Source organism: Sunxiuqinia rutila (assembly GCF_050589705.1).
In the GTDB taxonomy this organism is placed as follows: Bacteria; Bacteroidota; Bacteroidia; order Bacteroidales; family Prolixibacteraceae; genus Sunxiuqinia; species Sunxiuqinia rutila.
Window position 1 is genome coordinate 90,896 of the sequence record NZ_JBNGOT010000012.1, and the last position, 24,104, is coordinate 114,999.

The window sequence follows — 24,104 nt, forward strand, 5'->3', positions numbered from 1 at the left end:
ACTCCCGAAACCTTAAAGAGCTCTGGCCTCATCGGGCCATGGCACTATCTTTCCGGTAGCTTTCAGAGTCGGACGCTGAGCATCTACACTTCTTAGGTAATTGCTCAACTTTTGAGCCAGTTCATTGACTTTCTCAGGCTTTGATTCCGCTAGATTTTGCTTTTCACCAATATCCTGAGGAATATTAAACAGTTCAAAATGCTGATCGCGATAGTAATAAATCAACTTCCAATCGCCACTTCGAATGGTACTTGTTGCTCCAATTCCTGGACCAGTTGGCCCCCAATTGTTTGGAAAATGCCAGAAAAGATCGCGGCCATCTGCCGTTGTTCCCTCATTCACTAGCATAGGAACAAAGCTCTTTCCATCGACCGTTTGCACCGTTTGGTAATCATTTACACCAGCCATTTCTAAAATAGAGGGGAAAAAATCTTCAATCAGCAGGTAGTCATCACAGCTTGATTTTGCCTTTACTTTTCCGGGCCATTTAACAATCATTGGCTCGCGGATACCCCCTTCGTATGCTGAACCTTTACCGCTTTGCAAAGGGCTGTTGTGCGTGTGCAATTCTCCTGCTCGTGGACGAAGACTAAAACCACCATTATCGGACATAAACAGTACGATCGTATTATCGGCAATCCCTTTTTCATCCAGATAGTCCATTAAATCGACCAAGCTCTTGTCCATCGCTTCAACCATGGAAGCGTACTTTGCCTCAGACTCCGGCAAGCCCATATCCAGGTATTTCTGATAAAAACGTTGATCAGCATTCAACGGAATATGCACAGCATAATGAGCCATATAAAGGTAGAAAGGCTTTTCTGCAGCCAAAGCTTGATCCATTGCCTTCTTGGCTTCAATCGTCAAAGCTTCTGTAACAAAAATCGAATCGCCATGGTATTTCTCCAAGCCGGGAACTCCCCATGGCTCGGTATGAACACCTTTTTCTTTATTGCCAAAATTCTGCTCACCTAAATAACTTCCTAAGCCTCCGGCAGCATGTCCTGCAATATTTACATCAAACCCACAGGTTAGCGGATTGGCTGAAGGTGTTGTCATGGCTCCAAAATGTGCCTTTCCACAATGAATGGTAAAGTACCCATTGTCCTGCAATATTTGTGGTAGCATAGTTGCCTGAACCGAATTTTCGATACTATCAACCGGTTGCACCCCATTGACATTCCATTCGGGATACTCCAACAGCTTGTGTTGTGCATCAACAGAGGCATTTCGGCGCAATGTCCAGTTGGTTACCCGGTGCCTTGCAGCATTCATTCCACTCATCAAACTTACGCGCGTGGGCGAACACACCGATGAAGCATAAGCTTGTGTAAAAAGCATTCCTTCCGATGCCAAACGCTCCATTCCTGGCGTATGATAACGTTCATTAAATGCTGTTTTTTCTTTCCAAAAAGGCACTGAGGTATCCTGCCACCCCATGTCATCAACTAAGAATAAGATGATATTTGGTTGTTGAACTTCCGGCTCGGAACATCCTGATAACAGTGAGGCTGCTGCCAAACAAGCTCCAGAATAGGCTTTAAGTAGTTTCATTTTGAGTAGTTATTTTGGGTTTAATTCAGATCAAAGGTAGCTAAAACTGCTTTATGATCTGTTGGCCAAATACCTTTTGGGACCATTATTGGGTCTTCTGTTTTATCAGGAACCCGCTCATTTCGCTCGATAGATCCCTTCGGTCCCACAATGGTCACTGCCTTCAAGCTAATCTTAGCATCTGGTTTGTAAAAGATAAAATCGATCCGATCCCGATCATCCGCATCCGGGCTCCAAGCCAATTTGCGAATGTCCACCAACGGATTATCTGCCGGAAAGGTAAATCCAGGATGCGTAATAGGATTGGGATAGACTTCCCGATAAACATCCTTAAATCCTGCCCGTTCCAGAGCTTTCGTATTGTGCCACTCCATGACCACACCATGATGGTCAAACAAATCTTTTGTCGCTTCTGTCCAGTCGAGATGAGAAGGCTCATTAAAATCGCCTCCCAGCATAGCCAGGCGTCCATTTCTTTGTTCCTTTTCAGCATCTTCAATGACCGCCCGGATCGCTTCATCACGCATTGATTTCAGGTTGTATTTAGCAATCACCGCCGTATCGGTAACAATTGCATCCAACTTTTTCCAAGTTGACCCATCATATCCACGGGGCAGGTAAAGGCTACAATGCCTGTAATCGAGATGGGCACTATAAAATGCGATTTCGGTACCTTCCACATCAATGATTGCCTTGGTTACTGATCCCTGATCATTTTTAACCGGAAATAAAGCCTCTTGCTTAACAATTGGATAGCGCGATAAAATACCCGTGTCCTGGCTTCTCTGAGAATAAAAGGTATAGCCACGATCTTCCAAATCCTTGACTAGCCGTCCTGCTAAACTGATGTCGTCATAGTTTCGAACCTCACTTAGTGCAATCAGATCAGCATCCAGTCGAATCACTTCATCCAAAATGGCAGGGTAACCATTTTCGACCACAGTACCTTCCTGCCAAATATTAAATTGCAAGACTTTCAGTTCTCGTCCTTGAGCGGTATTTAAATACCCGCTCAAGGCAAAGAACAATAACAAAAAGAATGTTTTTATATTATGAGAAGCAAACCATTGTTTTCTCCTCGAAGAATCTATTTTTTCGAACATCTCCCAAGCACTTACTTCGTTTTCAAAAAGTCAATTTCGGCAATCGCTGCAGCTTTATTTCCTCCGGCAATAACCCGAGATTCAATTCGGAAAAAACGTGTAGATACGGACGCATTAAAATAATGAGTCCTGGGAGTCGGATCATTGATCAAGTTCCCAAACTTGAAGGGTTCAAGCGTTCTCCAGCTTTTACCGTCCGTGCTTGTTTTGATCAGTCCTTCTTCAATCATGCCATCAGCATTGGCTGTTTGAGGCGTATAAACGAAACCTGTCAGGGTTTGTTCCTGTCCCAAGTCAATGGCTAAAAAGTGAGCGCCATTTCGTGTCGAAGTCCAGTAGGTTTGGCTATTTTCATCGAAAGCCATTGTGCCAACATGCCCGTCAGCTTCCTGATCAGTACCAACCAGTTTCCAGTCTTTCTTGATAATACCGAAGGTTTTTTCGGCCACACTACCCGACTGGTCTTTGGTAAATGAGCGGGCTTTTACTTGTCCTGACTCATGTAAGAATGGAGCGGTATACAATTTTGAAGTGTTGGTCGGCTCACTTCCATCCAGAGTATAACGAATTTCCAGGTCACTATTGATATTTTTTGAAATGTCCTCACCATGAGGTTTCCAACCAAAATCATGTTTCTTCGGCTCAATGGTCAACTGACCATCAATGCTCCGGGTGAAAGCGAGTTGTGGTGGACGGTTTTTATAATAATGAACGGAAATTTTGGCAATAGCTGGGGCCATACGCGATTCTAAGATTCGCAAACGCCATTTTGAAGTGGTCACTGTTGGGAAACGTAAGATACGTTTGTAGCCCACATTGGTCGCCGATGCAACTTCTTGCCATTGGTTATCAATCCAAGCATCCAACGCGTGTTTCTCAATACGCTCGCTATGGCTGGCAATGGCCTCCTGAATAACAAAGCGGTTAGCTTCCACTTCCGAAGGCATGGTAATTTCAATGGCCTTTTCATCATCTGCAAGCAATTCGTATGAGTTTGGATCATTATCCAACACCTCTGCAGGACCTTTAGCTCCTTTTAGCAGATCGGTGCCATAGGTTTGCTCAATGCGTTTCCCAACTTCCTCCAAAACCTGAACATCTTCGTCTGAAAAACGACCTTGACGATTCGGCGGAATATTGAGTAGGAAAATGGAGTTTCCACCAACTGAACGCTCGTACATGTCAAACACATCATCGGCACTACGCACTTTTTGCTTGGTGTCATCTCGATAGAACCAACCTTCGCGAATAGATGTATTGGTTTCTGCTGGTTGATAATGCAAAAATTTACCTTTGACCAGATCATCACGGCTACCCAATGACGTTGCCGTAAGATCGCCAAAACTCCCCATCTTATTAGGATCTTCCTGATAAGGAATCACGTTCCATTCGGTATCACGCGTTTGTCCGGCTTCGTTCCCACACCACCGGATATCTTCACGACCAAAAATAACCGCTTCCGGGGCCAGTTTATGAATTAACTCTTTCCAAGCCATATAATCGTAGGTTTGACCGCCTTTACGCTTGGGGTGGGCCCCATCAAACCAGACTTCATGAACCGGACCATACTCAGTCAGCAACTCGAACAATTGGTTCAGAAAATATTCATTGTAATCGTCCACCGTGAATTTAAAGGTGGTTTTATTTTCGAACGGGCGTCCTTCAACCGGGCGAGGAATGACACGCTCCGTCTTTTTACTCAGGTTTCCATACAATCCTTCCGGGTTTTCAATCTGAAATAAATCGGCAGGAGAAAGGTAGACGCCTAACTTCAAACCATATTTTTCGCATGACTCGGCCAATTCTTTTAACACATCGCCTTTACCATCTTTAAATGGAGAAGACATGATTCCATGCTCGGTATATCGGCTTTGCCACAGGCAAAAACCATCATGGTGCTTGGCCGTAAAGATCACTTTAGTCATTCCGGCAGCTTTCATCGCCTTACACCATTGGTCGGTATCCAGTTCCCGAAGGTCAAAAACCTTAGGATCTTCCATGCCATTCCCCCACTCCATTCGGGTAAACGTATTGGGACCAAAATGGATAAACGCAATGAATTCATCACTTAAGGCATCCATTTGATTGGGTGTTGGGACAACATGAGCAGCTTTAAGGATAATTGAATCCTTGGTGTCATCAGCATCAACTGCAATTGTGTTGGCTGTCTTCATCATCAGCCCCGAGGGCTTTGTACAGCCCAAAACCGCAGCTAATAGAAAAAGAGAAATGGTTCTTTTCATTGAGTAGTTTTTTAATTGAGTAGTTAAAATTTATTTAAGCCTATAAAACTATTGTTCTATTTTTAATTTTCAAAGATGAAAGAAGGAACTTTCCCAATCCAGGCAGCTGGCTGTTCACATTGAAACAAATTTGCGATTGTTGCAGCAGTATTCACGGTATTGTTGGGAGCTGTCATTTGCGCACCTCGCTTGATTCCCGGACCAGCAATACACCAAGGGACTTCCATCTCTGTTGGGCTTACGCCACCATGGCCATTCCCTCTTCCGCCGTGATCTGAAACAAACAGGAAGTGAGTATCCTCATACAATCCTTTGGCTTTTAATTCGTCCAGGAATAGGCCAATATTTACGTCCGCCTCCTCAATGGATTGAATGTATTCAGGCGACATCCAGCCATGGCGATGTCCGGCATGGTCAGTATGGACCGAGTATAGAAACACACAAGTTGGCTTCTCCTTATTTTCATCGATGAAATCCAAAGCTTTCTGATAATTCTCCACATAACCATCGTTTTCTAAAAAGCTAACTTCATCAATATATTCCTGATTATACGGAAATACCAGCGGCCCCCAGTTGTAGTAAAAAGCCGTTTTGGCTTCGGGAAGTTGTTTTTTCAAAACTTCAAAAATTGAAGGATAATAACCCGCATTGTCCTTCTGAACGGCAGGCAGTTTAATGTTTTCCAGCGTCCAGTCGTTTCCAACAACACCATGTTGCTCGGGGCCACTGCCCGTTAAATGGCTGGTCCAGTTTGGAAGTGTTACCGATGGCATGACAGCACGTGTTGATAGAGACAGCACCCCTTCTTTGGCTAAGCGGTCAATATTCGGATGTTTAGCTGTTTGATAGCCTTCAATGCTAATGCCATCCAATGCAATCATCACCACCCGCTTTGCTGCGGGCTGCTTCGTGCAAGAAGTCAGTATTGCTATACCGACCAGTAGTAGTAAAATAGTTTTTGTTCGCATTTGATTTGTCGTTTTAGTACTTAATTTTTCGATTAGATATTACCGGCACTACAGGACTGTTTTTCGCCTGCTCGGGAAAGCCCAATTCGTCCGGACCTGGGCCTATAAACTGGCTTTGAACACCTTCAATTTGAATCTTCCTTTTGTCAAGCTCAACAAAAGCAAACAAAGGTTTCTCGTATGGGGCCGTATATTTTATCCAGGGATATTTTTCATCAATTTCCTGGCTATAGCGAATCGTTTGATAATCGCCTCCCAACCAGCTGTATGACATGCTGTTTATCTGGATATAATAAATTCCATTGATGGTGCATGCATAGTCGGTATGGTGGTGTCCACTGAAGCAAGCAATCACTTTATCAGCTTTTTCCAGAATAGCCCGAACCTGCTCTTGATTTTCAATGCCCAAGTCCTCATTCTCAAGACTCTGATGAGATAAAACGATACAGGGCAAATTGGTTGCTTTCAAATCATTTCCCAGCCACTGAAGTTGCTCTTTCCCCACAAAACGGGCATAGCCCTTCGCCTTATCAGGAGATGGGTTTTGATCATTTCCATCCAGTACAATAAAATGATAACCATTCTGATCAAACGAATAATATTTGGAGTCAGCACCCCAAAAATCCAGTACCTGCTCACGCGAAAAGCCGCCATCCATATCGTGGTTGCCAATTACATGGTACTTTGCTCCATCGTATTCATTAAAAATACCAAGGAACTCCTTGTTTTGCTCATAAGGACGGCAAAAATCACCCAACTGAATAATAAAATCCAGGTTTTGTTTGGATGCCTCATCAATAAAAGTTTGCAAGCGCTCGTCTGCGTCATGCATGATGTCTTTGTGAACATCGGCACACACACCAAATCGAACACGCTTTTTAGAGCCACTTGTCATTGCATTTACTCCAAGAGGCAGCATGAGAATACCTGCTCCTCCAAAACCATATCGTATAAATTCTCTTCTTTTCATGTGTTTTAAAAGATATTAGCTATCGGATATTAGACTGTAAATAATCGAACCTTCTTCGACTTGAAAATCAACTCATCTGTCATATTATCCTAAGTGTTCATTTCTTCGAAATTAATCTGCTCATTGATTGATTTAAACTAGTCCAACTCAAAGACAGTCAACACCGCTGCATGGTCGGAAGGGAACATGATTGGGTGGTAGTCGATCACTTTGGATTCAATTGGGTTTAAATTACCTTGATAATAGATGTAGTCGATACGATCACGCAAGCCATCTCGCTCAGAGGATGTGGCAGCACGTGGAGTCCACGTAAAGCCAGGATCCAACAAAGGGTTAATGTGAAGTTCACGGTAACTGTCTTTAAATCCGGCTTTCAACATTTCCTGACTAACCGGCCATTCAACCGTGTAATCGTAGTGCAGCTTTTTAGTGGCTTCTGTCCAATCGAGATGAGAGCCACTATTAAAATCGCCCAACATGATCACCGGCCGTTTTGATGCTTCAGCATATATTGGCTTAATTTCCTTCAGAATACTTTTTACTTCAGCATGCCGCGTTTCGCCCTCCGCTTGAATCAGTTGCTGAGAAGACAGCTCCATTTTAGCTACATCGGCACAATAATCGGGAAGATAATGCAACCAGGTATCCAGAACAGCTAACTCTCGGTTACCGCCAAGATCAAGGATGGCACCCCCGAAATTAAATGGACGAAAAGCTTTCACCGTTTCTTTGATCGGAAACCGGCTCATGATGCTCAGGTTAGAACTAATCAGGTAAAAATAATACCCCAGCGAATCGGCAATCGCCTCCCCAGACCCGTAAGTCTCAATCAAGCCAACCACATCGGGCTGAGCCTGCTTAATCGTCTCAATGACCCGCTCCAAGCCAACATGCTTGCCATAGCGTCGTCCGCCATGCCAGATATTCCATACCATCACCCGAATTGGAGCGATGAGTTTTTCTGGACATTCTAAAGTTTTAAAGCGACTATAATCAGTCTGAATTGTTTCAACAGTCATCAATTCATTGTCGATCACCACCTCATCCAAGTGTCCGTTAAAAGCCGTCCATTGGCCAAAGGAACCAGCTTCCCAATACTCATCGGTTCCTCCAACCACAGTTCTGTTCGTATTTTCCAGGCTTCCAATTTCCGGAGTATTGTAGATAGCCACATTTTGCCCATCCAGAAAAAACCAAAGCTCCCCTTTTTCCCGGTTTAGGCAGAATGCCAGTTGGTGCCATTCGCCATCGTTAATCGCCTGACGAGGAATATTGGGCTGATAAGTGTAGCTGTTCTTTCCATCAGAAATTACAGCCCCCCAAGCTCCTGTTGGCTGAGTAAAAATACTCCACCCCACTCCTTTCAAATCCCCGTCTGCCTTGTTACCGATAATCGTTGCTCCCTGCTTTGCTCCGGGCAAAGTTTTCACCCACACACAAACCGACAAATCATTCGATGCACTATAATCCGGCGTCTCCAGACTATCGACGACCAAAGGCTGACGAAGCATTGCTTTTTCAGATAAATCAAGCGCACGACCGGATACACCAGCAGCCCATGCTGGTCGCTGCAACTCGGTAACATATACAGCCGCTTCCTTTTCAACTTTGGGATAGTACTTTTCGGCATCGCCTTCAAAACCGGAGTAAAAGCGTGTTTGAGCCAAACAATACAGGCCCATTGCAAACAGAATCGTTGTAAAAAGTAGCTTTTTCATTCTAAGTTAGATTTTAGAACCTCAATAGGTCATAAGATGTTCAGATTTCATACTGCCAGACTTTTGCATTGACTCACTAATTTACAAAACATTAAAAATCAGCAAATATGAAATTTCGACGAATTTCTTAGAATCACACCTTAGTCACCTCATTCTATTTTTTAGTTTGCCTGGAAGCAATATACATTTCCGGCAAAATCGCAGATATAAAACCTTTTTCCATCCACGGCTGTCGATGTTACCACCGGTGCTCCCAGTTCCGTTTTCCACAATAGTTTTCCGCTAGTTGCATCCAAGGCATAAACCCGACCATCCATCGCGCCAAAAACCAATTTATCGCCAATCAGCATAGGTGTCGATTCGATACTCTGCTGACGATCGGCATAATATGAAGGCGTGTAAAGCAAAGCCGACTCGACTTCGAACCGCCAAAGCTGTTCTCCTGTTTCGCGGCTAACAGCAGCAATTCCCGGATGAGAACCAGCAACAATAAAACGATCCTTCAAAATAATTGGTGCTGATGTTCCACTTTGTTGCATGCCTGTTTCATAGGTCTGAATTGTTTTGCCGGTTTTCAGTTCCAACTGGTGCAAAATGCCAGGAACCGCTTTCTCCGTTCCCTTTCCGCTTACCCAAAGCGAACCATCTTTATAGCTCAAAACGCCATCGCGAAAGCGCAAGCCTGCATCGCCTCGTTTCCACAATAATTCGCCCGTGTGTCGGTTGTGGGCATAAATAGCCCCCCATTGGCTCGATGCAATCAATACATCATCAGCAATGGTCATGGTTGGCGTTGTTCCGTTACCACCACCCCATGCTTCATTTGTCCATTGAGGCTTACCCGTCAACACGTTTAAGGCAGAAAGTGATTTCCCGAAACCGGAATAAACCAGTTGTCCATCGGTCACGATACCGTTGACAATCCCCGGCAAGCGATTATGATTCAGATCACGCTTCCAACGAAGTTTTCCGGTTAAAACATCAACCGCGTAAGTTACTCCCAGCATATCTACCGCAATGGCAATTCCCTGTGCCACGACTAGCTGATTTTTCACACTGTTTTGAGTCGGATAGCGCCACCGCTCAACTCCGGTTGTTGCATCCATTCCGACCAGGTAACAATTTTGAGTATCACCATCATCAAAGCTTGCCGTAACCAGCATGTTTTCATACAATACCGGTGAACTCATGAAAATGTTACTTCCAACGTTGCTTGTCCACTGCAATTGGTACGGCATTTCATGTTCCTCATCAACCACTGGGCTGTGAGCCGGATTTCCGGCTAAGTTAAACCATTCACCATTTACATTGGTCTTTTTCGGTTGTTCAGCCGAAAAAGAATGCTTGGCATTGAGTATTTCGCCACTGTGCAAAAAAGCATTGACCACCAGGGTATAGCTGTCGCTTTCTTCGGGTTTTAATGTTGCCGCCCAGGTCCAGTCCGATTTTTGTGCCATTGGCTTCCATCTGCTTCCATCCAACGATGAGTTCCAGTTAAAACCTTCATCACCATAAATAGCATAGCGGACACTATCCACCGCAACACCCGTATGATAAATATTGGCAGCCAGCTGAAGTTGCCCATCAGTAGTTAAAACCGCCATTTCTTTTTGTGGACTGATTATTTTGATCTCCCGGTTAAGGCTTGTCCACTTAAAATGCGAAGAGGTGTTTCCTTGCTCATCCACATCAACCACCCGGAATCCTGATGGAGAATGATCGATACCTCCGGCAGCCAAAGTTGATGTGCCATACGACATCACACCTGACGTGCCGTGTTCTTTGGCCATGTTGGTATGCCAATGCCCATACAGCCAAGCTTTCAGGTTGGATTCATTCAGGCTGATTACTTCCTGATCATTTACTTTAAAGTCAAACGCTTCACCATTAGTCAATAAATCGTGGTTGAAGAATATTTTGGACTGTTCTGCTGGATAAGCTTTCAGAAGGTTTTTCAACCAGGTACCAATTTCTTCCCGGTTGAAGGAAGGTTTGTAGTCTCCTCCCATCATCGGTGTGACAACGAACAGGGTGTTTGCTTCTTCAAAAGCATACCATGCCGGCCCAAAACACTGTTCGAAAAATTGCTCACCATAATCGCCTTTGATCATGTCGTGGTTTCCCAAACAATAATAAACAGGCACTCCAAAGGATTTCTGATTGACATGTTCTGCATGCCAGGCCATCCCACTTTGGTAGCAAATATCGCCGGTATGAATGATAAAATCAGGCTGATGCACCTGGGCATATTGCTTCAGTTGATCCACCCAATCCCGATATTCAAATGTTTCGGTATCGGAAATATGGACGAAACTTGCTTCTTGCTTTCGTTGGCGGGGGCTAATGGCAAACACATAGTCCTGCACACCTGATTTTACGGGCAAATAGGTCTGCAAACAAGTAAAATCGGCCGCGGGATAAAGGGTCACAAAACGTTGTTTTTCCCACCCGGGCAAACTAAAATTCCCCTTCTTGTCCGTCTTTACTACATGGAGTCCGTCAGACACGACACAGTCTTTTGCGCCACGCTCACCAGCATCCATTTTTCCATTGTTATTCGTATCGACAAACACACGCCCATTGAGTTGTGCCCTCGATACGAATACACTCAAAAGGATCGATAAAAGTGTTAGAATTATTGCTGAAAGTTTCTTCATGATCTGATTATTTATTATGTAGACCTGGCATATTCAGATGCTCAGATTGTCAGTTTGAAACGATTTTAAAACGGGCAATCCTAGCATCTGTTTATCTAAAGCTAACTACTTAGAAAGGCTCTCCAATGTTTCTTTACCGTCCTTCATCAACTCGTTAAAATCAGCAGGCCGTGCGGTAACATTGCAGCGTGAAAGCAGCTCATTCAACTGTCTTAGTTTGTCTTGAGACTCCGCCGATGAATTGTTCTGAAATTCTTCGCGCAACAAGCGGATTTTTTCAGCATCCTGAATACCTTCACGCAAACGCTCGAACCGGATTGAACTACGGGCATCAGGATAAACAATGTAAGTATCGCCAGCAGGCCAGGTCCGGAAACGCGAGTCAATCAACGGGTCTTTTACCCAGCTGTTATAGGCCCAGCGCAAGAAACCATCGAAATCAGCAGCCAGGGTGTACCAACCAATAAACACAGCTTCGGCAGGCTCTGAGAAAGTAAAAACATTTGGAAAAACATCCGAACAGCACACATACCAGGTTGAAATATGCCCTTGATCTTTGCGGTATTGCCTAATTTCTGGTTCAATTTCGGCACCAAAAGCAATGCTGAGATCGGTCAGTTGATCCGGGAATTTCTTGTAATTATGATGATTGTCTGCAAAGCCAACACCAAGCTCCGGTGCTTGCTCTTTAAGTAACTTCATGGTAGCGCTCATTTCGGCTGGTGACCGTTCATCCATCGCCATACAAGCAATTTCCTTCCATCCTTTTTGTTCCAGGTGATTGAGAAAATCCTTCAGGAAAGGAGTCCAGACTTCTTCAAACTCTTTGGTTCCGGCTTTAGCCACCATTTTTACTTCTTCACCACTGGCAACATCAAAATAGTAAAGCTCATTTCCCCAGGGTACCATTGAATAGCAGCTAATTTGCTTATCAATTCCCAGATCCAACATGAATTGCACCCACTGATCAAAGATGGTGTAGTCGTAAGTCCAGCTTCCGTCAGCCTGCTTATTCCAGGCAATCATGGAGCCAAAAGCGTCTTCGGTCTGTCCTCCCCACGGACGGTTATTTAAGGTTGCTGTAATCACTTTCTGCCCGGCGTCAGCCAGCATCTTCATCAGTGGTTTCAGCAAAGCCCAGTGCTCAGCAGACCAAAGTTCCACATTATGCACACGAGCCACTGCGTATGGGTTTTGCCATAAATCCAGGTGGAATTTCCATTCCGATGGTTCTGGCAGAATGCGGTCCCCCACTTCAAGCTTAAATGTAAACTTACTGTGTTTTTTACCATCCAGCTTTACTTTCAGGGTGGAAGTGTAAGTTCCGGGGGTAGCATCGGCAGGAACATCAAATGTAAGCCACACTGGCCGGGTTGATTGGCCTTCCATTTCGAAAGCAGGAAGCGGGTCAAGTACATCCGCCCTGGTCAGGGCAATAAAATCTTCGGGTTTGCGATACCCACATCCAGGGCCAAACTCGTCAGTTAGTACGTAACGAACAAAACGGGCCTGAGCAATTTCTGCTGGCAACGTTTTCCCATCTGCTGATTTGAAATCAGAAAATTGGCACTCCACAATTCCTGCCGGTTCATTATTCCACAAAACCAGTTGTGCCGAAATGACTTCATTGCGCCAGGCAAATCCATTCCAGGTGGTTTTCGGCTCCAAGTCCGGAATCAAACTTTTATTGTACCGATTGTCGATCGAACCAATTGTTGCATGCAACCCCGGCTTAACCACACTCCAGTCGGTCAGGGTATCGGCCGAAGGGTCAGGCGCCTCCGCATAGGTTTTTGGGGCCTCTACTTTTCCGGGAGCTGAACATCCCAGAATGAAAACAAAAAATAAGGCAATTAAAGATAGATTCTTCATTATTGTATCGATTTTAAATTAGTCATTCTTATCCTATTATTTTTCCTCAGTATTAAGTACTTTTTGGATGAGTATCTTGAAAAGCCACTCCTTCCATTCAATTTTCAAATTCTTTCAATTGATCTGGAGAAAACTGCAGCCCTTTCATTTCCAAAGGAATAAATGTAAACATCCAGTTCTGAAAATCCGTTTTATAAGGAATCTTAACCACAATTCGATTCCAACCTTGTTTCAGGTTCACTTTTGCCGGTTTACGCAGCCAGTAAAGCTCTTCGTCAGTCCACGGGATCTCTTGCTCATCAGGAGTTCCCCACCCCGTTTGCTTACTCGAACGCCACCCGGGATTCTCCCATTCCGGCCCCTTTAGCTCGACTCCATTTACCCACAAGCTTCCACCGCAATTATCCCATGAGCCATTTTGGGGTATTCCGGAGTAAACACGATTAGCCCGCAAAGGTGTTTCGAAATTGATCCAGGTATCTACTTCCTGATTGCGATCACTGTATAGGTATGTTTGGGCATAAACAGTTTGTCCGGCCTCCGCTTCAGGGAAATAACCATCTTTCAACCACCGCTGTTTCAGGACAAGCGTATTGCCTGTGGCTAATTTCCAATTGAGCTGCTTTTGTTTCAAAAATTTATCCAGCTTTTGCGTTGTTCCGGCAAATGCCTTGTCAGCTTCATCGCCATCAAAGGGGCCAGCTAACTTCCAGAATTTATCCGTTTGTTTCAAATACGGGAAAGGGTTATGCTGAAAATAGCGCTGTTTATGATCGAGTAAATAACGCTCAAAAGCTTTAAAGTACTTGAAAGCTTCAGTGTCTTTCTGAGGCAAAACAAGCATATATTTCTCCGGAGCTGTTTTCACATCAGCCGTCCAGCAAGCCCAGGAGTAAGTTAGCAGGCCACTAAAAAACGGGTTTTCGGAGAATGCGTCTTTTTCGAATCGTAAATTGACATCGGGCCAAAGACAAATAATTCCGCCTAAAATTTCGTTATCTGATCCTCTGCCCAAAGGCCGAAAAAACAAAGTTGAGATGAACGACATTGGCTCTCCTGCATTCATGTAGCTCTTTCGGGAATCGATTTCTTTTAAGTTGGCTCCTTTGGGCGGAACAGCTCCCCCCCAGGTTTGGCGAATCACGCTTTTGGGTGCTTCCAAGCCCGGGCTCCAAACAATCGCCTGTCGATTATTGGATTCAACCACCTCAACCATGCGATTAATAAACTCTTCGGGATTGTTTATATGAATTTCATCTGAGCCAATATGAATGAGCGGAGCCATATCCTGAGGAATTTCTTCAAAAAACTCAAGAAGAATCGCTTCCAATGCAGTCATTCCCTCTGCTGATTCCATTTTAAAACCCATTGCCTTGGTAAAAGAAGTGCTATGTCCGGGCATATCAATTTCGGGAATAACCTGAATTTGTTTTTTACGGGCATACCGGATTAACTCGCGGATTTGCACATAAGAATAAAACATTCCCGGATCACGCGTTGGACGATGATTTTCGGCTGCTGTCAGTTGTGGATAAAGCTTACTCTCAATACGCCAGGCCGGATAATCCGTCAAGTGCCAATGAAACGTATTGTACTTATAAGCGGCCATGACATCAATCAAACTCTTTAACGATGACGTGCTTTGAAAATTACGCCCTACATCAAGCATAAAGCCACGAACAGCGTGCGCCGGGCGATCATCAATTGAGCAGTATGGAAGTAGTTTTCCCTCTTCATCCGGACTCGCCCGAATCAGCTGCCTCAAGGTTTGTAGCGCATAAAAAAAACCGGATTCTGTTGAAGCTACAACCTTTACCAAATTATCAGTAACGTCAAGTTTATAAGCTTCTTTTAACAAGCTTACATCATACTCAAACGCTACAAGATCTTTTGCAGACCAGTCAATTTCAATCCCACGAGAGTTCGAAAGCTCATAAAACTCATCAACAATATTTTGGGGGAATTCCTTCGGAAAAATTGGACGCCAAGATTGAATACATACATCATCTTTTCCCCAGCTAACCTTTTCAGGATATGGAATGAGCTTAACCTGTGCTTCCTCAAGATCAGATGAAGAATACCGGGCTTCAAATTCCACCTCAGCATCCTTTTTATCTATCAAAGAGACAACATCCTGCGTATTGCCTTTTAAGCAAAACAGAAATAGGAAGAATATGAGTAGTAAAAAATTCTTTTTCATTCGTCTAGAATTGTTTGTTTCGATGGTAATTCATGTAACTCGTATCGTTAGAATTTTGTGTATGAAAGGGCTTTTTATTAGGTTCGTTTCATCGCATTACCAATTCTTAGTCAATTGCCGGAAACGGATGAACTTCAGAACGCTCATGCTCCTGCTTCATAATCTTCTCAATCTGTGCGACAATTTCCGGGTGCTCTGAAGCAAGGTCCTGCTGTTCCTGCGGATCTGCTTTCAGATTGAATAGTTGAATCGTTAAGTTACCATCATTCATTTGAGATCGATAGCCTTTCCAATCTCCCATTCGTACCGCTTGTTGTCCGCCATAGGCTTTCATCGGAAATTCCCAATAAAGAAATTCTTTTTCGCTTTGTGCCTCTCCTTTTAGTGTAGGCAAAAAGCTGATACCATCAGTCTCCACAGTTGTTTCGAGACCGGCAATTTCATTCAAAGTAGGCATCACATCCCAAAAAGCAAATGGGCTGTTGGTTTCTGATCCGGGGGCTACCACTCCGGGCCACGAAACAATTAAAGGAACCCGGATTCCACCTTCCCGCAGAAAGCCTTTTCCCCAGCCCCATTCGCTTTTAAAAGGCTTAGCGCTATCGAAAAACGGAGAGTCTGTTCCGCCGTTGAAGGTTGGGCCATTGTCGCTGGTAAACATGATTACTGTATTTTCATAAAGTCCCTCTTCCTTCAGTTTGTCAATCAGTTTTCCAACCTGCATATCCAGGTAACTAACCATCGCAGCATAAGTTGCATGTGGTGTCCGGTTAGGGAAATATCCTTTTTGCCCCAGGTAAGGTTCTTCGTCATCAAACTGCTCCTGGTAGTAGTTCAGGAATTCAGAATCAGCTGGCACTTGCAGCGGTGCATGTGGCAAGATTGGAGCAAAATACAGGAAAAACGGATTGGCTTTGTTCTGCTCAATAAACCGTAGTGATTCGTCCAGCATCAGGTCAGGAGCATATTCTTTGGAAGTATACTTTTTATAGCTGGCCGGATCATTCGGATCACTCCCTTTGTCTAAAGAAGTCCAAACCGGGGTGTACTCATTATCTAACAATACCTGTTGATCATTTTTCCATAAGTGCAGGTTGTAATAATTATGCCCTTGCCGCTGACATATGTCTCCATAGAAAAGATCAAAACCCTGTTTATTGGGATGACCTTCCGTTTGAGGGCCTCCCAATCCCCATTTTCCAACGCAGGCCGTGCGGTAACCAGCTTGTTGCATTAACTCTCCCACCGTCACAATCGTATCCGGAATTGGCCGTTGTCCTTCCAGCCTCGGATCCTTGATCACTTTCCGGAAATCCCAGTTCTTCTTTGTGGCTCCCATCTCATCGTTGTTCCTGACATACGCATGGCCGGAGTGCCTGCCCGTAAGCAATACACCCCGTGATGGTGCACAAACCGGGCTTCCACAGTAAAAGTCAGTGAAGCGAATTCCCTGAGAAGCCAGCTGGTCAATATTGGGTGTTTTAATTTTTTGCTGACCGTAAGCCCCTAGTTCGGCATAACCTAAATCATCAGCTAAAATAAATATGATATTGGGTTTAGTCTGCACCTTTTCCTGCTCAGCACAAGAGCTTGTAGCCAAGGCCAAAGGCACCATCAATAAACCGAATGAACTTGCTTTTTCTAATTTCACTTTTTTTTTGTTTTATATGGTTCGAGGAAAATCACCGCTAAAAAGCAGCGCCTTTCCCCGGAAAACTTTTTTATTGGTTATTCCCAGCTAAAATCAGCTTCAATTTCGTCTTTCATGCCAGGGCCAATATCAATTCCTTTTTCCCTCAACACGGGATACTTTTCTTTCACAACGCGATAGAACACATCAAATGGCATGCGTTCTCCCCTGCTCCACATTTGTTCAGCCAAGACAAATATCCTTGGGAAAACCCGCCGATCAACCATGTGTTCGTACACATACCAGTCCGTCCATAAAGCACATCCCATACCTAAAACCAAGGAATCAGGCTCTTTTATGTCTGATGGATTATTTTCGTAAACCGTGCGCATGTCAAATGTCCGGTCAGCGAAGTAGTTTGACCATGGGCTTACCGGAAAATTTAAATAACTGTAATAATTGGTATTGGCGATAACCTGATGTCCATTTCGAATAGCGTTCTTTAAAGCCAAATCTTTATGTCCCCGCCAGTTCCACCAATGAACAATTACGTTGTCCGGTAACTTAAAATCATCCTGGTAAATTACATCGCCCCAAAAGATAACCTTTTTATTTTTTGTTTTCATATAATTGGCCAGGCGGGATGAAAAATACATTTGTAGTTCATGCGAGTTCTTTAGTCCTTCCTCTTCTATTTTCCCCTGACAATCCGGACATTTATTCCACTTTCCCTTAGGAGCCTCGTCCCCTCCCAAATGAATATAGGGCGATGGAAACAACTCACAAACTTCATCCAACACATTTTTAAGGAAAGTGTAGGTTTCTTCCCTTCCCCCACAATATAGTACGTCTGAAAAACCCATCACTGTTTTGGGAGCCTCACCGAAGCAGCTCAGTTCCGGGTAGGCTGTTAAGGCAGCCTCCGAGTGCCCGGGAACATCGATTTCAGGAACAACGGTTATGTGCAACTTGCGGGCATAAGCAACAATATCTTTAATTTCTTCCTGAGTATAAAACCCTTGCTGTTCTTTTCCTTCAGCCACCTTCGATCCAATCACGGTTAGCTTGGGATATTTCTTAATTTCAACACGCCAGCCTTGTCCCTCAGTCAGGTGCCAATGAAAAACATTCATTTTCAGCATGGCCATGTGATCCAGGTAACGCTTGATAAATTCTGGCCTTTGGTACTGCCGGCCTGAGTCGAGCATGAAACTGCGCCAGGCATATTTGGGTGAGTCGGTAACTTTTATTCCGGGAATACGATAGCCGGCCAACGTAATCGCTTTTCCGGCCTGTATTTCCTTCGGAAGAAGTTGCAGTAAGCTTTGAATGCCATAAAAAAGGCCGGTGGAAGTGTTGGCAGTTACTTTAATTTGTTTTCCGGACACCAAGAGTTGGTAAACTTCATCACCCAAGTTGTTGGGAAGCGCAGCAACCTGCAAATGAATATCGGCTTTTCTTTCATTCGCTTTTTCTATCCGGACATTGTTTTGGAGCCGTTGGATTAAATAATTGGACTCCTCTTGCTGCTGGCTGGCACAGGCTATTGTTAGCTTATTTCCAATGCGAAAGGAACCAGCCGTTTTTTCAACTTTAAAAGGGGTGGGCAGAATAGTCTGGCCCTGAATTGCGAAGGAGCTAAAAAAGAGACTTCCAATCAAGAATATCCCTTTGATTGCCTGCTTTCGCAATTTCAAGAAGCAATCTATAATCGACCTGTTTTGTTTAGGATACATTTGTTTATCTATTTAGAATTAATCAACCATTTCAACATAGATTATTAAACATAGCAAAAGGATGAGTCTAAAGAGCTCCTCCTTAATTCCGGTATCGTTTGCTCAACCAAACAATACTGACTCCACCCCTATCTAATCATCAATACAGATTAAATTACTATCAAGCAATAATACCTATAAGCTAAAGAGGACTTAAAAGCCCTCTTTAGCTTTGAAGATTTACTTATCCCAGCCCGGGTTTTGCTCCAGTGCAGGATTAAGCGTCAATTCGTTAGTAGGAATTGGGTTAAGATAATCGCGCTCAGGTTTAAACTGATAACCTGAAGGAATTACTTTCAGATAAGGATCAATGTAGCCATCGCCATCAACCAGCAAGGTTTCACCAATCACAATATTATATTCATTCTCCAAGTCGCTTCCAATAAATTTGAACCCTTTCAGGCGTTTTCCAACAAAAAGCTCGTGTGCACGCCAACGCATCAAGTCGTCAAAACGGAAACCTTCGCAGGCCAATTCAACTCTCCGCTCTCTTCTGATTTCATTGATAATCGGACTCAATGCCGGGAATTGCCAGTTTGGATCATTAGCAATATTAGCCAATTGCAGGTGTGGCATGTTTACACGATCACGCAGTTGATTCACGGTCAGATCCAGGTCAGCCTGAGTAATTGTTCCCAGCTCAGCTTTGGCTTCCGCATAAATCAAAAGGATTTCAGCATAGCGATAGATGATTGCTGCTGTGGTTCCAATTCCTCCGGCCTTTTGCTGTTCGAAGTCTGGACTCCCGCCTTTTCTCAACTGAAAACCACTGGTATTTCGTGCACTTCCCGTTAAATCCAGGTCAGGTTTTTCAAAAACAACAGTCAACTCGCCATTTTTGATTTCTTTGGCAGCTCCGGGCAAGTAAAGCGTTTGTGCCAGGCGTGGGTCACGATTGGCAGCAACATCTTCCAAACTTCCTTCGCCAGCATATAAGTCACTTTGTGAGATTGGTAATCCGTCAGTAGCCAGGTAGCTATCGATCAATGATTTTGACAAGCCGGTATTTCCACCAATGCGGGGGATGTAACGATGAACATTGTGTGTTACGCCCAAATCAACGTCATACTTTTTCCAGAAGATTACTTCACTATTGGCCGACAAATCAACCTGGTTAAACAGAGAGTAGTACGTATCGTTCACATCGCCACTATTGTACAATGCATAATGGCCTTCGTCGATAATCCGTTTTGCAGTCTGAGCAGCTAACTCCAGGTATTCACTGCCATCAGATCCCGCCACTTCGAAAGCTGTTCCGGCATGGTATTTTTCCCATGTTCCTTCGAAAAGGCAAATACGTGCTTTCAGAGCCAGCGCAACATCTTTGTTAACACGGAAAGCTTCTGCTTTATCCACAGCCGGAAGTTTAGTAATGGCAACATCTAAATCCTTGATAATAGAATCAACAACAGCCTTACGAGGAGTGCGGGCCATATAAAGTTCTTCTGAATCAGTCGATAAGGGTTTGCTGCAAAATGGCACATCTCCAAATGTCTGTACCATGTTAAAATAATGCAGTGCTCTGAAAAAATATCCTTCACCTGCGTAGTTGTCAATTAAAGTCTGATCGCCTTCAACGGTAGACAAATTATTCAGGAAATAATTTACCGAACGAATGCCCCCCCAACTCCAGCCACCACCTGATGAAGGGATGGTCCAGTTACCAGCCAAACGGCTGTTATAAGTTCCGGGAATCATGTTGTCACTATTATTATCGAACCAAAAGATTCCACCACTCCAACCACTGTGAACCGGAAAAGCACCATAAAAGCTATTGGCATACAATTTCAAATCGTTGGGTGTTTTCCAGAATGTTTGCGGGGCAATCTCATCCAGCGGATAACGATCTAAATAATTTTCGTTACATGATGACATGAGTGCCATAACCGCTACAGCCAAACATATATATATTCTAATTCTTCTCATAATAATCTGATTTTTCAAAATTAAAAGGATACATTCATTCCAAAGGCAAAACTTTTCTGTAACGGATAAATTTTACCAGCTCCCCAGGAACCACCAGTCGTTTCCGGATCGAAAATATCGATCAAGTCCGTTAGAACGAACAGGTTTTCTCCGGTAACATAGAAGCGTACTTTGGATAACTGCAACTTTTTCACAAACATTTCCGGCAATGTATAGCCCAGTTGAACATTCTTCAATCTTAAATAAGCGCCATTTTGCAGGTAACGCGTTTGAACTTGCTGGTTTTTACCACCATTGGTCAAATAAGGACGCGGATAATATGCATCAGGATTGTCTTCAGACCAGTAATCCAGGTGAGCCTTAAACCCAGCCGATTGCCAGACACCTCCGGTACCGCCCCAGAAATAAGAACCGCCAATCGCCAGGTCACGTTTAGCAACACCTGTCCAAAGCATGGAGAAATCAATTCCTTTCCATTTTCCTCCTGCTGAAAGAGCAAACTGATACTGAGGCGTACTGTTTCCAATAATCTTCTTGTCTCCCGGATTTTCGACAGTGTTGTCTCCCCAGTCAATCACTCCGTCATCATTCAGATCCTGATACATAATATCACCGGCTCTCCACTCCTGTCCGCTAATTTTTGACTGATCATACCAATCATCAAAAGCGGCATCATCCTGAGCAATGCCTTCCGTAACATATCCCCAAATTTCGCCTAGTTCCTGCCCTTCATAATAGGTTGTTAAAATTCCGGTTGGATTGCGGTACTTCGCTACTTTGGTTTTGGCATTTGAGAGTGTGGCTTTAGCATGGTAAGAAAATTCATTGATTTTATCTTCCCAGCCAATCACCAACTCAAATCCATTCGTTTGCAACTCGGTATTGTTAATTTTTGGAACACTTGTTCCCAGAACACCAGGCAAGGCTTCTGCTGGTCCAGGCAGGTCGCTGGTATAGCGCTCAAAAACATCCAATGAACCGGTAAGTTGGTTGTTAAAGATTCCCCAATCAACTCCAACGTTTTTGGTTTTCACTTTTGCCCAAGTAAGTGTCGGACTGATCAATCCAGGTAAAGAAGCATAGTTTGGTCTGCTATCTCCCATAATCCACCAGTTATTGGTACTAACCGGAATTGTTGGAACATACAGGTAAAGATATTCATTCTTATTTCCAAGCTGATTACCCAAAGCTCCCCACGATCCGCGGATTTTTAATATATCAATTTGCTCAACATTGAAGAAGTCCTCACGGGCCAGATTATACCCTACCGATACCGATGGGAATAGTCCCCAACGCTCATCTCCCGGAAATTTTGAAGAACCATCGTAACGCGCATTCACCTCAAGAAGGTATTTCTCTTCAAAGTTATAGTTCAAACGACCAAAAAATCCACGGGTTGCCCAATGCCATTTGCTGTCACCTACGTCATCCTGCTCGCTTGTTGCTGTGCTGATTGAAGGAACTTCATCTGTGATCAGCCCTTGTTTTGAAGCATACAACCATTCGTACTGTTCCAATTCCTGCTGAAAACCAGTCAATACTTTAAACGTATGTCCTGAGTCAAATTCTTTTTCATAGGAACTGTAGATATTCGGAGAAGAATACGTTTTCTTACTGGCGCTGGCAGAATAACTGGTATTAGGGCGTTCCGTATAAGTAACTCCTTCCGGTCCATGCAAAATAACAGATCCATAATGGTTGTTACCAATATTGCTTTGAACAGTCCAGTTATAGTCAAAATTAATTTTCCAATCTTTGATCGGCTCCAGAATGGCTCCCGTTGAAATCAGGAAGTTGTCCGACGTGCTGTTGCTTCTTCCGGACAACAGGTAAGGAATCTCCGAACTTTGATGATAATCTCCATCAGGCGTGTATAAAGGGTTAGTAGGCCACCGGCGAGCAATATTATGATAGAATAAATATCGGTCATAACTAGGACGATCTGTAACGCCGCGAGTATACTTAACATTAGCCCGAAGCGACAAGTAACTGTTTACCTCGCTTGAAACTTTCGAGTTCATCGTGTAACGCTTATACTCATCATCTCCGTATTTCAACAGGCCTTTCTCATCGTAAAAACCGCCTGAAACGTAATAGTCAACTTTGTCCTTTTTTCCTGAAACACTAACAGTATGTGTCTGACGCGGTGTCCAGTCTTTATAAAATACATCAAACCAGTTGGTGTTGGCATTGGCAGTCATATAAGCCCCCCATCTGTCCGGATTTCCTGGCTCAGGAAATGTCCCATCAATACTGGTAGGATCTTTCATGTATTGCTCAATACGCCCCATAATTTCATCAGAAAAAACAGGAGCAGAATCACCGTCATTCAAGCCGGCCTGATTAAAGTAATTGGCAAATTCCAGCGAATTCATCATTTCAGGCAATTTGAGCGGTGCAGAGTAAGTAAATACATTTGAATAACTTACATGAACTCCCTCCTTACCTCCTTTGGTAGTAATCAACACCACACCGTACGCTGCACGTGCTCCATAAATAGCAGCCGAAGCAGCATCTTTAAGCACTGAAATACTCTCAATATCATTGGGGTTGATATCGTTAATGCTGTTAACAGGAACACCATCAACAAGAATATAAGGAGCATCGGTTCCATCCAATGAACCTACTCCCCGAATATTCATAGCCATGGATGAGCCAGGCTCTCCTCCTGTACTACCAACTGAAAAGTTCATACTCGGTAAAACCCCTTGAATGGCTTGCTGAACGTTGGCCACCGGACGATCTTCCAATATTTCGGAGGTAACCTGTTCCACCGCACCTGTCAGATTTACCTTCTTTTGCACGCCATAACCAACGGCAATAACCTCCTCAATACCAAAGGTTTCTTCTTCCAGAATGACATTAACAACAGCGTTTGACCCAACAATGGTTTCGTAACTCCGCATCCCAACAAAGGAAAACATCAAAGTTACTCCAGGTCTTACTTCTTTTAGCGTATACTCTCCGGCATCATTGGTAATTGTTCCGGTAGTCGTTCCTTTCACCATAACCGTTACTCCAGGCAAGGGCAAGCCTGCTCCATCAGTAACAACCCCTGAAATCTCTTTGGATTGTTGAGTAGATAACCAGGCCTTTTCTGTACTTAGGGCTATTTGGCGGTTATTGATGATGTAAATAATGTCTGAATCAAGAAACAACTCATCCAGGACTTCTTCAATTGTTCTGTTATTGACAGCAATCTGAGTTTTCTTGTTAACATCCACCTTACTAGCTTCATACATGAAGTAGTAGTCCGTTTGATTTTCAATTTCATTCAACACATTTCTAATGGACACATCAGCCATCTTCAGGCTTAACCGATTGTTTTGTGAAAACGAATCGATGGCAAATGTTTGACCAATAAAAATGAAAAGCAATATCAGCATTGTTCTCATTACCTTGCACGGTTTAGATGCCCAGAAACTTCGTCGTTCCGGGATCGGTAAAAATTCTTTTTTTTTCATAAATTTGTTACGATTTGGAATAAT

Annotated in this window: 13 protein-coding genes; all 13 read right to left on the reverse strand. The window is 43.8% G+C overall.

Annotation, left to right across the window (positions count from 1 at the left end):
• Positions 1–12 precede the first annotated feature (12 nt).
• Positions 13–1,554 (reverse strand): sulfatase, encoded by a 1,542-nt coding sequence (locus ACRD6K_RS15140; RefSeq protein WP_133466994.1) that lies wholly within the window; start codon positions 1,552–1,554, stop codon positions 13–15.
• Positions 1,555–1,574: 20 nt separating this feature from the next.
• Entirely contained in the window at positions 1,575–2,588 is a 1,014-nt protein-coding gene (locus ACRD6K_RS15145) for an endonuclease/exonuclease/phosphatase family protein (RefSeq protein ID WP_430973935.1), read from the reverse strand.
• An 80-nt stretch (positions 2,589–2,668) separates the two neighbouring features.
• Entirely contained in the window at positions 2,669–4,900 is a 2,232-nt protein-coding gene (locus tag ACRD6K_RS15150) for an alpha-L-fucosidase (protein WP_430973936.1), read from the reverse strand.
• A 62-nt stretch (positions 4,901–4,962) separates the two neighbouring features.
• The gene (locus ACRD6K_RS15155; RefSeq protein ID WP_430973937.1) at positions 4,963–5,868 is read right to left on the reverse strand and encodes an alkaline phosphatase family protein; all 906 of its coding nucleotides are present in this window, start codon (positions 5,866–5,868) and stop codon (positions 4,963–4,965) included.
• Positions 5,869–5,881: 13 nt separating this feature from the next.
• Positions 5,882–6,838, reverse strand: a complete 957-nt coding sequence (locus tag ACRD6K_RS15160; protein WP_430973939.1) for a metallophosphoesterase family protein — start codon at positions 6,836–6,838, stop codon at positions 5,882–5,884.
• A gap of 137 nt (positions 6,839–6,975) precedes the next feature.
• Positions 6,976–8,556, reverse strand: a complete 1,581-nt coding sequence (locus ACRD6K_RS15165; protein ID WP_430973940.1) for an endonuclease/exonuclease/phosphatase family protein — start codon at positions 8,554–8,556, stop codon at positions 6,976–6,978.
• A gap of 161 nt (positions 8,557–8,717) precedes the next feature.
• Positions 8,718–11,213 carry an outer membrane protein assembly factor BamB family protein gene (locus tag ACRD6K_RS15170; RefSeq protein ID WP_430973941.1) on the reverse strand — a complete coding sequence of 832 codons (2,496 nt, stop codon included), beginning with the start codon at positions 11,211–11,213 and terminating at the stop codon, positions 8,718–8,720.
• A 105-nt stretch (positions 11,214–11,318) separates the two neighbouring features.
• A complete protein-coding gene (locus tag ACRD6K_RS15175) occupies positions 11,319–13,085 on the reverse strand; it encodes a DUF4091 domain-containing protein (RefSeq protein WP_430973942.1) in 1,767 nt (588 codons plus the stop codon).
• A gap of 97 nt (positions 13,086–13,182) precedes the next feature.
• A complete protein-coding gene (locus ACRD6K_RS15180; protein WP_430973943.1) occupies positions 13,183–15,285 on the reverse strand; it encodes a family 20 glycosylhydrolase in 2,103 nt (700 codons plus the stop codon).
• 106 nt (positions 15,286–15,391) lie between these two features.
• The gene (locus tag ACRD6K_RS15185; RefSeq protein WP_430973944.1) at positions 15,392–16,936 is read right to left on the reverse strand and encodes an arylsulfatase; all 1,545 of its coding nucleotides are present in this window, start codon (positions 16,934–16,936) and stop codon (positions 15,392–15,394) included.
• Positions 16,937–17,013: 77 nt separating this feature from the next.
• Positions 17,014–18,576, reverse strand: a complete 1,563-nt coding sequence (locus ACRD6K_RS15190; protein WP_430973945.1) for a beta-N-acetylhexosaminidase — start codon at positions 18,574–18,576, stop codon at positions 17,014–17,016.
• A gap of 294 nt (positions 18,577–18,870) precedes the next feature.
• Positions 18,871–20,616: a RagB/SusD family nutrient uptake outer membrane protein gene (locus ACRD6K_RS15195; protein WP_430973946.1), complete on the reverse strand. Its 1,746-nt coding sequence runs from the start codon at positions 20,614–20,616 to the stop codon at positions 18,871–18,873.
• Positions 20,617–20,636: 20 nt separating this feature from the next.
• Positions 20,637–24,011, reverse strand: a complete 3,375-nt coding sequence (locus tag ACRD6K_RS15200) for a TonB-dependent receptor (RefSeq protein ID WP_430973947.1) — start codon at positions 24,009–24,011, stop codon at positions 20,637–20,639.
• Between the last annotated feature and the right edge of the window lie 93 nt (positions 24,012–24,104).

Coding starts and splice junctions, on each gene's coding strand:
- ACRD6K_RS15175 (WP_430973942.1), bottom strand. CDS start 13,085: ATGAAGAATCTATCTTTAATTGCCTTATTTTTTGTTTTCATTCTGGGA.
- ACRD6K_RS15150 (WP_430973936.1), bottom strand. CDS start 4,900: ATGAAAAGAACCATTTCTCTTTTTCTATTAGCTGCGGTTTTGGGCTGT.
- ACRD6K_RS15160 (WP_430973939.1), bottom strand. CDS start 6,838: ATGAAAAGAAGAGAATTTATACGATATGGTTTTGGAGGAGCAGGTATT.
- ACRD6K_RS15170 (WP_430973941.1), bottom strand. CDS start 11,213: ATGAAGAAACTTTCAGCAATAATTCTAACACTTTTATCGATCCTTTTG.
- ACRD6K_RS15165 (WP_430973940.1), bottom strand. CDS start 8,556: ATGAAAAAGCTACTTTTTACAACGATTCTGTTTGCAATGGGCCTGTAT.
- ACRD6K_RS15200 (WP_430973947.1), bottom strand. CDS start 24,011: ATGAGAACAATGCTGATATTGCTTTTCATTTTTATTGGTCAAACATTT.
- ACRD6K_RS15140 (WP_133466994.1), bottom strand. CDS start 1,554: ATGAAACTACTTAAAGCCTATTCTGGAGCTTGTTTGGCAGCAGCCTCA.
- ACRD6K_RS15155 (WP_430973937.1), bottom strand. CDS start 5,868: ATGCGAACAAAAACTATTTTACTACTACTGGTCGGTATAGCAATACTG.
- ACRD6K_RS15195 (WP_430973946.1), bottom strand. CDS start 20,616: ATGAGAAGAATTAGAATATATATATGTTTGGCTGTAGCGGTTATGGCA.
- ACRD6K_RS15180 (WP_430973943.1), bottom strand. CDS start 15,285: ATGAAAAAGAATTTTTTACTACTCATATTCTTCCTATTTCTGTTTTGC.